Source organism: Atlantibacter sp. MEI4A-1023, from assembly GCF_056155425.1.
In genome coordinates, this window is the sequence record NZ_CM149568.1 from 2,884,759 (window position 1) to 2,897,698 (window position 12,940).

Annotated in this window: 8 protein-coding genes; 2 read left to right on the forward strand and 6 right to left on the reverse strand. The window is 55.1% G+C overall.

Going from position 1 to position 12,940, the window contains the following annotated elements; translation table 11 throughout:
* Nucleotides 1–455 precede the first annotated feature (455 nt).
* Together ACVV26_RS13925 and aspC are read left to right on the forward strand one after the other, a co-directional pair.
* Nucleotides 456–1,553, forward strand: a complete 1,098-nt coding sequence (locus ACVV26_RS13925) for a porin (RefSeq protein WP_474797709.1) — start codon at nt 456–458, stop codon at nt 1,551–1,553.
* A gap of 184 nt (nt 1,554–1,737) precedes the next feature.
* A complete protein-coding gene (gene aspC, locus ACVV26_RS13930; protein ID WP_474797711.1) occupies nt 1,738–2,928 on the forward strand; it encodes an aspartate transaminase in 1,191 nt (396 codons plus the stop codon).
* A gap of 42 nt (nt 2,929–2,970) precedes the next feature.
* On the opposite strand, the gene ACVV26_RS13935 is transcribed toward aspC, so the two are convergent.
* The 6 genes from ACVV26_RS13935 to mukF form a co-directional block, all read right to left on the reverse strand.
* Nucleotides 2,971–3,618, reverse strand: a complete 648-nt coding sequence (locus tag ACVV26_RS13935) for an MBL fold metallo-hydrolase (RefSeq protein ID WP_474797713.1) — start codon at nt 3,616–3,618, stop codon at nt 2,971–2,973.
* A 35-nt stretch (nt 3,619–3,653) separates the two neighbouring features.
* Nucleotides 3,654–4,202 carry a peptidoglycan L,D-endopeptidase MepK gene (gene mepK / locus ACVV26_RS13940; RefSeq protein ID WP_183169088.1) on the reverse strand — a complete coding sequence of 183 codons (549 nt, stop codon included), beginning with the start codon at nt 4,200–4,202 and terminating at the stop codon, nt 3,654–3,656.
* A 179-nt stretch (nt 4,203–4,381) separates the two neighbouring features.
* Nucleotides 4,382–6,217: a L,D-transpeptidase gene (gene ldtD, locus ACVV26_RS13945; RefSeq protein WP_474797715.1), complete on the reverse strand. Its 1,836-nt coding sequence runs from the start codon at nt 6,215–6,217 to the stop codon at nt 4,382–4,384.
* A 267-nt stretch (nt 6,218–6,484) separates the two neighbouring features.
* Nucleotides 6,485–10,933, reverse strand: coding sequence for a chromosome partition protein MukB (mukB, locus tag ACVV26_RS13950; RefSeq protein ID WP_474797717.1), 4,449 nt, complete (start codon nt 10,931–10,933; stop codon nt 6,485–6,487).
* A complete protein-coding gene (gene mukE / locus ACVV26_RS13955; protein WP_312978704.1) occupies nt 10,926–11,636 on the reverse strand; it encodes a chromosome partition protein MukE in 711 nt (236 codons plus the stop codon). Before mukE ends, mukB begins: the two co-directional genes overlap by 8 nt.
* Nucleotides 11,617–12,939, reverse strand: coding sequence for a chromosome partition protein MukF (gene mukF / locus ACVV26_RS13960; RefSeq protein ID WP_312978702.1), 1,323 nt, complete (start codon nt 12,937–12,939; stop codon nt 11,617–11,619). Before mukF ends, mukE begins: the two co-directional genes overlap by 20 nt.
* Between the last annotated feature and the right edge of the window lies 1 nt (nt 12,940).

A 12,940-nucleotide genomic window follows, 5' to 3' on the forward strand; every position in this document is an offset into this window, starting at 1 on the left:
AATAATTTTCATCAAAAAATATCCCCTATTTTCTTGCGTCATTTTTCAGTCGCAGGCATAGCACATTTGGCTAAATATTACACAGACATCCAGCCATCTGAATCACCCTTTTTATGAAGTGAGAATAATTGTCGTTAAGAGGCTAAAAAGCCGTTTATCAGAATTAAACATAAGGTTTTCATATATATAGATTAGGAACGGTTTAATATTGTTCAGCGAGGTGATTTATTTTGATGTGGTTCACAAAGTTCCCAAAAATACACAATTAGTTACACATTATTGCTTTTGGTTACTGTGTTTGCATATTTGTAGCACTTTCACTGTAGCTAATCCTTAATATGAATGGAAAGATGCCTCCAGACACAGAAAGACACCAAACTCTCATCAATAGTTCCGTACAGAATTATTGACGGCAGTGGCAGGTGTTCAAAAAAAACCAATGAGGGTAATAAATAATGATGAAGCGCAATATTCTGGCAGTGGTTATCCCTGCTCTGCTGGTAGCTGGTGCAGCTAACGCTGCAGAAATCTATAACAAAAACGGCAACAAACTGGACCTGTACGGAAAAGTAGTGGGTGAGCACGGTTTCGTGACTTCTGGTGACAACACCACCAACGGCGACTCTTCTTACGCTCAGATCGGCTTCAAAGGCGAAACTCAGGTTACCGATCAAGTGACCGGTTACGGCCAGTGGGAATACCGTGCTAAAGCCAGCAAAGAAGAAGGCAACCAGGACAACGTAACTCGTCTGGCATTCGCGGGTATCAAAATTGCTGACGCGGGCTCCCTGGACTACGGCCGTAACTACGGTATCGTATACGACGTAGAATCCTACACCGACGTTTCCCCGTCCTTCTCTGGCGAAACCTGGGCGGGCAGCACTGACAACTACATGAACAACCGTTCTACTGGCCTGCTGACCTACCGTAACAGCGATTTCTTCGGTCTGGCTGATGGCCTGAACTTTGGTATCCAGTACCAGGGTAAAAACGACCGTACCAACCTGAAAGCGGCTAACGGCGACGGCGTTGGTTACTCTCTGGGTTACAACTTCGCTGAAGGCTTCAGCGTAATCGGTGCATACAGCAACTCTAACCGTACCACCAACCCGGCTGGCGGTCAGAAAGCTGACGGTCGCGGCGACCGCGCTGAAGCATGGTCTGTTGGTACTAAGTACGACGCCAACAACATCTACCTGGCGGCTATCTATGCTGAAACCCGTAACCAGACTGCTACCGGCCGTTCTGCCTACGACATCGCTAACAAAACTCAGAACGTTGAAGTTGTAGCTCAGTACCAGTTCGACTTCGGTCTGCGTCCGTCCGTATCTTACGTTTACACCAAAGGTAAAGACCTGGTTGACCCGGCTACCGGTTCTACTTACAACCGTGACCTGGCTGAATACTTCACCGTGGGTACTTACTACTACTTCAACAAGAACTTCAACGTATACGCTGACTACCGCATCAACATGCTGGACAACGACGACGCTTCAACCGCACTGGTTGGCGTTGACGACCAGGTTACCCTGGGCGTAACTTACCAGTTCTAATCGATATAACCTCGTTATCGATAAGACAAAAACAGGGCTCCGGCCCTGTTTTTTTATGCCCAAAAGAGAAAAACACCGGATTTATAGAACGGTCAATCTTTTGCTGGCAAACGGTTGGCATTTGGTAAAACACCCGTTAACCTGATAGCGAATTTCCCTTCTGATATCACAATGGAACCTCGTCATGTTTGAGAACATTACTGCCGCCCCTGCCGACCCGATTCTTGGTCTGGCGGACCTGTTTCGCGCCGATGAACGTCCGACTAAAATCAACCTGGGTATTGGTGTTTATAAAGATGAAACCGGTAAAACCCCGGTTCTCACCAGCGTGAAAAAAGCCGAACAATATTTGCTGGAAAACGAAACCACCAAAAACTATCTGGGCATTGATGGTATTCCTGAATTTGGCCGCTGCACCCAGGAACTGCTGTTTGGTAAAGGCAACGCGCTGATTGCTGATAAGCGCGCCCGCACCGCCCAGACCCCTGGCGGCACCGGTGCACTGCGCGTGGCGGCGGATTTCCTCGCTAAAAACACTGACGTAAAACGCGTTTGGGTGAGTAACCCGAGCTGGCCGAACCATAAGAGCGTATTTAACTCCGCCGGCCTGGAAGTGCGTGAATACGCCTATTACGACGCGCAAAACCATACTCTTGATTTCGACGGTTTGTTGAGCAGCCTGGCGAATGCCCAGGCAGGCGATGTGGTGTTGTTCCACGGCTGCTGCCACAACCCGACCGGTATCGATCCGACGCTGGAACAGTGGCAACAGCTGGCGCAGCTTTCTCTGGATAAAGGCTGGCTGCCGCTGTTCGACTTCGCCTACCAGGGCTTCGCCCGCGGTCTTGAAGAAGACGCAGAAGGCCTGCGCGCGTTTGCCGCGCTCCATAAAGAGCTGATTGTCGCCAGTTCTTACTCTAAAAACTTCGGCCTGTACAACGAGCGCGTAGGCGCCTGTACGCTGGTCGCCAGCGATGCAGACACCGTCGATCGCGCCTTTAGCCAGATGAAATCCTGCATCCGCGCTAACTACTCTAACCCGCCGGCACACGGCGCGTCCGTGGTAGCAACTATTCTCAGCAATGACGCGCTGCGTACTATCTGGGAACAAGAGCTGACCGATATGCGTCAACGCATTCAGCGCATGCGCCTGCTGTTTGTGAGCACGCTGCAGGAAAAAGGCGCGAACCGTGATTTCAGCTTTATTATCCAGCAGAACGGCATGTTCTCGTTCAGCGGCCTGACCAAAGAACAGGTGCTGCGCCTGCGTGAAGAGTTCGGCGTTTACGCCGTCGCTTCTGGCCGCGTTAACGTCGCGGGCATGACGCCGGATAACATGGCACCGCTGTGTGAGGCGATTGTGGCTGTGCTGTAAGACTCAGAGAAACAACAAGGGCCGCTAATGCGGCCCTTGTTGTTACCAGACAGGCATTTCATCCTGCAGGAAAGGGTTGTGCAGCCGTTCGTTACCCAGCGTAGATAGCGGGCCATGACCGGGAATAAAGGTCACATCATCGCCAAGCGGCAACAGTTTGCTTTTGATGGACTCAATCAGGTCGGCGTGATTCCCGCGAGGGAAATCGCTGCGCCCCACCCCGCCTTTAAAAATCACATCGCCGGAAATTAACAGCCGTGCGCGTTCGTCAAAGAAAACGATATGGCCGGGGGTATGGCCGGGGCAATGCAGCACCTGTAACGCCACGTTACCTACGGTCACGCTGTCGCCTTCGTTTAACCAGCGATCGGGCGTCAGCGGCTGGCATTCTTCCAGACCGAACATCTGGCTCTGCGCCGGTAATCCCTGCAACCAGAATTCATCTTCTTTTTCAGGCCCGATAATCGGCACGCCGTAATGCGCCGCCAGCTCTGCCGCAGCGCCGACATGATCGAGATGCCCGTGGGTCAGCAGGATTGACTGAATGGTCACGCCCTGCGTCGTCACGGCCTGTTGAATACGCGGCGCGTCGCCGCCGGGGTCAACAATGGCCGCCAGACGCGTTTCTTCACACCAGATTAATGAGCAGTTCTGTGAGAACGCCGTGACCGGAATAATGTGGTAATTCATACCGCTCCTTTTATCCGGTAGTGACCGGATTCGTTCTACCAGTGCCTGAGTGGACCGGTATCAATATGCACAAAGTTACTACGCGGGTAGTATCCTACACCACCTGCCCGCAGAGACAACGCAGCTTTGCGAATATTGCTCAGGGAAATACCTTCGATATGAAAATCCATGGCCTGGCCTTTGGTGTGATAGCTTTGTTTGGCTACACCACGGCTTCGGGCGCGTAATTCATTGTTGGTATCGAGAGAACGATAGCCTGAAATGAGCTGAACCGGCTTACGGGTCCCTAATAACCCTTGCAGACGATATAACTGGTCGAACAGTTTCGGATCGATGCTTTTGATTTTATTAGCGCGATAATCCCGGAAGAAATGGTTAAGTTTTGCTAATTCATCCTGAATATAGCCTTTGCCATCGAAAAACTCCGCTTTAATGCTCTCTCCGGTATTGAGATTATTCAGCGTAAGAATACGAGGACGGGGCGTGGAAAGCGTAGCAAATGCCGGTACAGGCAAGATGGCGGCGCCGAGCGTCACGCCACCAAGCGCCAGCAATTTGCGGCGGTTAGCGTCAAATTTATCCATGATGTTCAGGTCTACAGTCAGTGTTGTGATTATATGCACTTCTGGCGCACGCAAGGCACCTTAACCGCCAAACCGCGACACGTCAAGGCTCTCAAACCCAGTAAAAACGGGCCTTACAGCGAAGCAGGCCCGTTTTTAGCTCCCATAGTTCGACAGCTTATTTGTTAGAAATTCTGTAGTTACCTGATTAATTGTTCAGCTTTCGGCAAGATTTGTGCGCCCGATCGCGCAGGGGAATCATAATTGTAAATATCCGATCTGAATTGTGGTTTGCCATCTGCGCCGACAAACGCCGTCATATAGTAAAGATTCACCGGAATGGTCTGGGGAATATTCACGTAACGGGTATCGCCCTGCTTCAGCGCATCAGAAATTCGCGTATCGTTCCATCCCGCATCCTGCAACAGCATATTCGCCAGTTCCGAGGCTTTATTCACGCGTACGCACCCGGAGCTGAGCGCCCGCGCATCCTTCTGGAACAGGTTATGATTCGGCGTGTCATGCAGGTAAATGGCATCCGAACTCGGCATATTGAATTTATACCGCCCCAGCGAGTTATGCGCACCAGGCGCCTGCTGGAAGCGGAACGGTAAATTCGATGCGGTAATGGTTCCCCAGTCCACATTCCAGGGGTCGATCACCTCAGCTTTACCACTCCAGCCACGCAGCACCGTATAGTTATGACGCTCAAGATAGCCCGGGTCATTCCACACTTTCGGTAGGATATCCTTACGGGCCAGCGTCGGCGGTACGTTCCACGGTGGGTTCACCACCACGTTATTCAGCGCGCTGCTCATCAACGGTGTCTTGCGATCGGGACGCCCAACGATGACGCGGGAATCCAGCACTTGGCTGCCGTTCTGGTAATAGACCAGCGAATAGGCCGGGATATTCACCATAATGCCGGTCGTGAGCTTCTGAGGCAGTAGGCGCAGGCGTTGAATATTTAATGCCACCACGGCGGCGCGTTGATCGGGTGACATATTCAGTAAGTCACGGGTGGACTGGCCAATCACGCCATCGGTGCCGAGACCCTGCGAGGCCTGGAAGCGCTTCACGCCTTCAACCAGTGTTTTGTCATAAATGCCGCGCGCCGCGTTTTTTTTCTGCATCGGCGGCGCGGATTCAGTCACGGCTGCAGAAGGGCTTACCACGGCGTTTTTAGACGGCGGATCCCCCGGCAGTACGATATTGGGTGCGTTATCCAGCATACCGTTGCGCTGGAGAATTTCACGCAGCGCGCCGACGTCAGTACTCCACTGCCCAGGGCGCAGTGAGGCGGTGGAAGTCAGTTGCGGCCACGGTCGCGAATCGGCCGCCAGACTCAACAGAAATTGATGCATCGCCTGATACTGCGGGTGCTGCGGCGCAAGGCTTTGCACAAAAGCAATAAGCGAGCCATTGTCCAGCGCGACTTGCCACTGGTTCACCACCGACAGCGGCGCGATTTCCGCTTTATACGGCTTGTCACTGTACAGCCAGCGATTCCCTTTCAACGGGATACCGGAGAGGTAATAGAGATAGCCCATCATGGCATCAGACAGCACCACATCGCGCGCCATGCCGGTAACGTCAGGGTTGGTCAACAGTTCAACCCAGGTGGTGAACTGCGGCTGGAAACCGGCAATGGCCACTTCGGCCAGTTGCTGCTGGAACGCCTGCACCGCTTCGCGGTTTTCCCACATGGGTTTAGCGTCACGCGCGGTATACAGCGCCGCCAGCGCGTCTATATAGACAGGGGTGTAGCCCTGAGGAAGCTGGGACTGAAGCGTGGTTCGGGTCTGCGCGATACGTTCACTATCGACCTGCGGCCCGATCCCGGCCATCAGCGCCGTCGCGGGGGATTGCGCCTGTAATTGCAGCATTGAGCCAGGCTGATCGATTACCACCGCCGAGCCATCGGAAGGCACCAGATCGGGTTCCTGGGCGAACGCATTCGTCAGCGGCGCTAAACTGAGCGCCAGGCATAAGTGAATCGCGGACCACCGATAACGTTGAGCTTTTATAAGCAACATCCCTTGCCTCCTTATCATTTTTACATCATTCCCGTAAGCTCGGCTTCAGGATTACCTTCAGTATATAAAGAGAAAAAACCATTTGCCTCGCCAAATGTAAAGAAGTTTAAAGAAAAGAAAGTCTGAAAAAAAAGTCGGCAGCCCGCGATTTTACGTGCTAAGCGGGTCGGCAAATGATTGCGCAACGCGCGACCATAAAAACCGCTCGCATTGCTTTACAGAATTGAACGCCCGGACATTTGCAGTCCGGGCGCATTGATGGCGCTATCAGGAAGCGTCGGCAGTGCCTGGCAACGCATCGGTTTGCGCAGCGGCAAACCCGCGCAGCCCCACGACGTGCACATGCTCGTGGTTCTGCACCACTTTACGCACCAGTTTATAAGTGGTGCCTTTTTCCGGGCTGATGTTTTCCGGCGCGGCGATGATTAACTGCATCTCCAGGCGGTCGCACAGCTCGAACAGGGTGGCGATAGAGCGGGCATCCAGACGGGCTGCTTCATCAAGGAACAGCAGACGGCACGGCGAAATATCTTTGCCGCGCAAACGGCGCGCTTCGTCTTCCCAGCTTTGCACCACCATCACCAGGATCGACATCCCGGTCCCGATGGCTTCACCGGTCGACAGCGCGCCGCTTTCCGCACGCAGCCAGCCGTCGGAACCACGGTTAACCTCCACTTCCATTTCCAGATAGTTACGATAATCCAGCAGCTCTTCCCCAATGGTTTGCGGGGTGCGCTGGCCCATATCGATCTGCGGATTCAGGCGCTGGTACAGTTTCGCCAGTGCTTCCGAGAAGGTCAGGCGGTTGCTGTTAAACAGATCCTGATGTTGCTCATGCTGCTCCGACAGCACATCCAACAGCGTGGCGTGGGTTTCCCGCACGTTGACGTTGAGCCGCACACTGTTCACCTGGCCAAACGACACGCTTTGCAGCCCCTGGTTAAGCATACGGATGCGGTTCTGCTCGCGCTGAATGGTCTTGCGAATAATGTTCGCCACGCTGCGGGAACTGATCGCCAGTTTCTGCTCGCGGGAGGTCAGCTCTTCCGTCAGGCGGCCCAGCTCGATTTCCATCTGCTCGATGGCTTCGACCGGATCATCGGTGCGGATAATATCCTGACGGATACGCTCGCGCAGATGCTGGTAAACCGCCACGAAGAACTGGATTTTACGCTCCGGTCGTTTCGGATCTTCCGACCCGCGCAGCACATCGCGCAGGTGTTCGTTATCCGCCACCGCCAGACGCAATGCGCCCAACGCTTTATCCGACATGGAGCGCAGCTCATCGGCGGAGAGATACGCCAGCTCGCGGCGGTGCAGCCGGCGCTCGACGCCATTGTCTTTCACCATGCGCATTACCGCGCACCAGCCCGCTTTGGCGCTGACCACCTGCTCGCGCATTTCGTGGTAGTCGCGTTCCAGGCGACGTAGTTTACGGGTCAGGTTGTCCATTTCCGCTTCGCAGAAGGTCAGCTGTTTTTCAAGCTGGCTACGGCGTGAGCGGTTATTGCTGAGCTGGGTGTGGAGTTCATCGCGGCGCTGGCGCGCGCGTTCTTCCGCACCCGTATCAGCGCGTACGCCGATATCTTTAAGCTCTTTATTGAGATCGTTAAGCAGTTCTTTCTTGGTATCGAAGGAGCTTTTCAGGGATGCCAGCACCTGATGATACTGACTAACCTGCGCGGCATGGGTACGCAGCGCTTCACGGGCGCGGGTGCGTTCGATTTCCGCCTGCTCAAGACGCTGGCGCAGTTTCTCGTTGAGATCGCTGTTGCCGCTGAGCATATCGGCAGAGTCGGAGTAGCTGAAATGCGCGCGGCGCGACACCACTTCCGTTAGGGCAAACGCCTGCTGGCGCGCATCACGCTGCTGCTGCTGCGCGTAGGCGTAATCTTCTTTTAGCTGGTCATACTGCTCCGGGTCGCTTTGCAGCACCGAAGCCATCGGCTCCAGCTTCGCCAGTGGGTTGCCAAACTGGCCGATGAAATGCGCCGCTTCCTGGGCTTCGTCCAGGCGCTCGCGGATCTCATCCACGCGGTCGGACAGCGTATCGTCTTCCAACAGCGCCAGACGCGGCAACAGGCGGTTAAGCAGGGCCACGCCCTCTTTCGCCTGGTCAAACTGGGCGCGCTGCTGCTGGTTGTCGTTTTCGTGCGTGCTCAGTGCCCGCTCAAGTTCGTTACGGCGAGTATTAAGCTGGCGGATTTCCGCTTCCGGGTCAGATTCAAACGCTACGGCCAGGTGGCTGCCGATAAAGCGGCTGAACGCCTGGTGCAAACGCTGGGTTTTCTGCACATCAAACGACAGGGTAGCGAAGCGCTCAGACAGCGTTTCACGCTCCTGGTGCAGGCTTTCAATACGGCTTTCACGCGCCGCGCGGCCAAACAGCGGCAGCGTCGGGAAACGCGAGTAGCGCCACTGGCGATCGGCGATTTTCACTACCACCGCTTTTTCCAGCTCTTCGGTACTGAATACGCTGTCATCAAAGGATTGCGGGTCCCCTTCAATCAGATACAGATCTTCCGGGGTATCTTCCAGCCCTTCAAGCTGCTCGCGTACCAGCGACAGATCCGGCACCACGATAGCGTGGCGCGACGGGCCGTACAGCGCCGAGAAGTACGGCGCGTCTTCCAGGCTAACGTCATCATAAATTTCCGACAGCAGCACGCCACCGAAACGCTCGGCAAGGGTGTTCAGGCGTGCGTCTTCCGCGCCGCCAGGCTGACTGAGGCGCTCAATTTCTTCATCGACGGTACGCTTACGCGCGCCGACTTCATCACGCTCAACCACCGCTTCGCGCTCGCGCTCCAGCAGCTGTTGCAGGTATTCAGTCACCTGCTGGCTGGATTCAAAGTTCTCGCCGCACTGTTCGATAATCTGGTTAAGGCTGTTTTGCGCCGCCAGCCAGATGGGCGCGCGCTGGGTCAGGGTTTTAATGCGGCTTTGCAGTTGCTCCAGCTCCTGGCGCAGCGTCATACGCTGCTCGCCAGCCTGCGCCACGTTGTCAGACAGCGCGGCAATACGCTCTTCCAGCTCCTGATGCAGCGCTTCAAGCTGTTCCGGGGAGTAACGTTTGCCCTGGCGTTTGCAGAAATCAGCGAGCAGACGCTCGGCATCCTGCTGTTCGCGCAGGCGCTGTTCCAGCTCATTTAAGCGGGAACGCAGCGGCGTCACCTGGGCGGCAAGGTGACGCTGGGTGGAGGCGTCGCGCAACAGATCGCGAGCCACGTCCCAGGCTTCATCACGCGCTACCGGGCCGTTAATGGCGCAAACCAGCTGGAACGCCTGCTCGAACTGGCTATGGGCCGCCTGGGCGACGCTCATTTTCTGCTCGAGGTTAAGCAAACGGCCAGTGGCTTCTTCCTCTTTTGCCTGGAAGGTTTCCAGCCACTCTTCGGCAGATTGTGGGGAGAGATCCGGCAAATGGCACAGCTCGCGGGCGCGCTCAAGCGCCGTCAGCGCCTGTTGATACTGAATGGCTCGGGTTTGCTGAACGTCCAGCGCCTGCTGATAGTCTGCCAGCTGGTTTTTCAGCTCGTCCACTTCCAGCTCTGCGGCTTCGGCGCGGGCTTCGTTCTCTTCTTGCTGCTCAGCGGCTTCGGCGACGACTTCGTTTTGCTCTTCAAGCCGTACCTGCAACTCTTCTAAATCGGCGTCATAGCGCTCGATTTTTTCCTGCTGGCGCAGCGCTGTTTGTACCAGGTTGAGGTGGTCGCTGGCGGCCTGATAATCGGTCTCCAGATCCCCTTCCGCACCGGCATGCTCGGCCAGTTCACGCGCCATATCGACGTGCTTGTACTGCTCGGCAGCCAGTTGCTGGCGGCTGGTGAACAGATCGCGACGGTATTCAATGGCTTTGTCGAGGTGAACACGGCGCTCATTGGCATGACGCATATAGTCCGCCGCCACATAGTCGGTAGCTTCGGAAATCAGGTGTTTAAACAGATCGCGGTCCGACTGGGTAACGCGGATCGCTTCAAGCGTCATGCGGTTTTCGCGCAGCGCCGCTTCCATGTCCTGGAAAGCTTTGCGCACGCCGCTATTTTCCGGCAGCAGGTAATCGCGCAGGGAGCGGGTGATGGCGCTGGAAATCCCGCCGTACAGCGAGGCCTCAATCAAACGGTAATATTTACTACGGTCTGAGGCAGAACGCAGGCGACGTGCCACAATCCCCAGATCGAACATCAGCGAGTGGTAATCGGTGATCGAGTTAAAGACCTTAAACTGCACCCCTTCGATCTGCTCGATTTTGTCTTTGAGTTCCTGAAGGGTTAACACCCGCGCCTGGCGCTCGTTCAACGTTTCGGTGAGCAGTTGGGTCGGCAGGATCGAGGTCGGCAGGCCCTGGATCGCAAAGGGTTTGATATCTACTTTGCGATCGCGACCGGCAATCTGTTGCAGACGCACCCCAACCACCACGCGCTGATGCCGCGAGTTCACCACATCCAGCACTGAATAGCAGACCCCTGCTTTCAGTTTGCCGTGCAGGCCCTTATCGCGCGAGCCGCTGGTGGCCCCTGCTTCGGTGGTGTTACGGAAGTGCAGCAGCGTCAAATCCGGGATCAGCGCCGTGACGAAGGCCGCCATGGTGGTGGATTTCCCTGCCCCGTTACCGCCGGAAAGCGTAGTGACCAGCTCATCCAGATCAAAGGTCCGGGCAAAAAAACCGTTCCAGTTAACCAGCGTTAGCGAGCGAAATTTACCGCGTTCAATCATTCTCTTCCTCCGCATTATCCGGTTGCGCGTCTTCAGGCTCATCATTGAGTTGCAGGTGGTTTTCCACCTGCATGGCTTCGCCATCGCGGATCATGCGCAGTTGCGCTTCGCGTGGATCATCGCCGGCGCGCACATCAGCACCAAAGCGGAACACCGACTCAGTGATGCGGAATTTACTGCTGTCATGCCCCATAAACCACACCATACCTAAGCGGCGCAGGCGGTTTAACGAGGAGCGCACTTTTTCCTGTAGCTTTTGTTTATCAAGATCCGAACCGGTGGATCGGTTGTTGACCAGTTTGAGCAGTTTGCTTTCGTCCGCCAGGCTCATCAGCTCGTCATACAATTCCTGCTGGGTAAAAATACCTTCGTTGGCCAGACGTTCCGGGCTGAGATAGAGATAGCAGAGGATTTTGCCCACCATCATATCCAGCTCGGACAATACCGACCGCGGGATCAGGGTGGTTGAACGAGGACGCAGGTAGAAAAACCCTTCCGGCGCGCGAATTAATTCCACGTTATAGCGGGTGTAAAACTCTTCCAGCTCCGGCTGGAAATCCATCAAAAAGGCGTGGTTATCCAGTTCATCAAGCCCGACGTGGCGCCCTGAGCGCAACTGGCTATCCAGCGCAGGAAATAGCGGATTAGCCAGCGCCTGAGCCAGTTTAACCGGCATGAATTTTTCAATATTTGTCAATGACATGTGCCTGTACCTTGGCTCCGTAATCATTAATGGGCTGCCATTTTGCTGGCAACCCAGTGAAATCTGCTTCAGCGATACCGAGGCGCACGGCCTGGTCAACCACGATGCGTGCGACGTCAAAATGACGGGCCCGCGGATATTGCGCGAGATACTCACGCATCACCAGACCAAGATCCAGTGGTTGTTGTCTGTTTTTAAAGCCTGCCAGTTGGCCTTCGATCAGCGCCGCCAGCTGTTCGCGGATCTCGTTAAACTCTTCGTATTCCAGATCCGCCGGGAGTTCGCCGGTCACCTCTTCATCGCGCAGCGTCATCTCTTCGTCGCGCATATCCAACAAACGGTCGGCATTGGCGTAGGTTAACGCCCAGGGCGCATCGAAATAACTTTGCACCGACTGGCGCAGGCGCTGGGCGAAGACGCGGTTTTTATCCATATCGATGGCGGTACGGATAAATTTATGCACATGGCGGTCATAGCCGATCCACAGGTCAATCGCCTGCTGGCCCCAGCTGATAATGCGGTCCAGCTTGCTTTGCAGGTCGACCACCAGCCGGTCAATAAAGTGCAGATCGTGTTTATCGAGGATCGCGTCCTGGATCAGCAGCAAATTGGCTTGCAGCTTGTCGCCCGCCGCTTCGAGGGTATCCTGCAATTCACGCAGCGTACCCGAGGTTTCTGACAGCAGTAATTCACAGCTTGAGATGGCGGCGCGCCAGTCTTTGTTCAGCAGTTGGGCGATATCGTCTTTCACCAGTTGCTGCTGTTCATCCATGATGCGCTGGGTCAGGTCGATGCTGTCGAAGATCTCCGCCACCGAATATTTCAACGGCGCGTAGACATTGCGATGCCAGTGAAATTCGTCTCCACCCTCGCTGGCGGCATCGGCGGCGCGTTTCAGTTCACCCGCCACGATGGAAAGCTGCATCGAAAGGCGCAGCGTGGAAAATTCACGCTGGCGGATGTAATAGTCGGTAATACCAATGCCCAACGGAGTTAAGCGATAGATAGCATTGCCTTCGGTGATCTCGCTGGTAAAGCGGTTGAGCAGGCGCTGGCGCACCATATCGTTGATGGCGTTGTTGGCGCGCTGGGTTACCGTTTCGTGGGTCTGCTCAAACGCCTCGCTGACGTGACGGAACGCATCCACCAGCTCGCCTTCGCTCATTTCGCCGTCCATGCGCTCGCCGTTTAGCGTGGCGATAGCCAGCAAAAAAGCCAGCCTGTCTACCGGAAGCTGGATGGAAAAATCATTTTTCCTGGCCCAGGCAACCAGTTCGGGGACTGTCTGGGAAAAATCACTCATA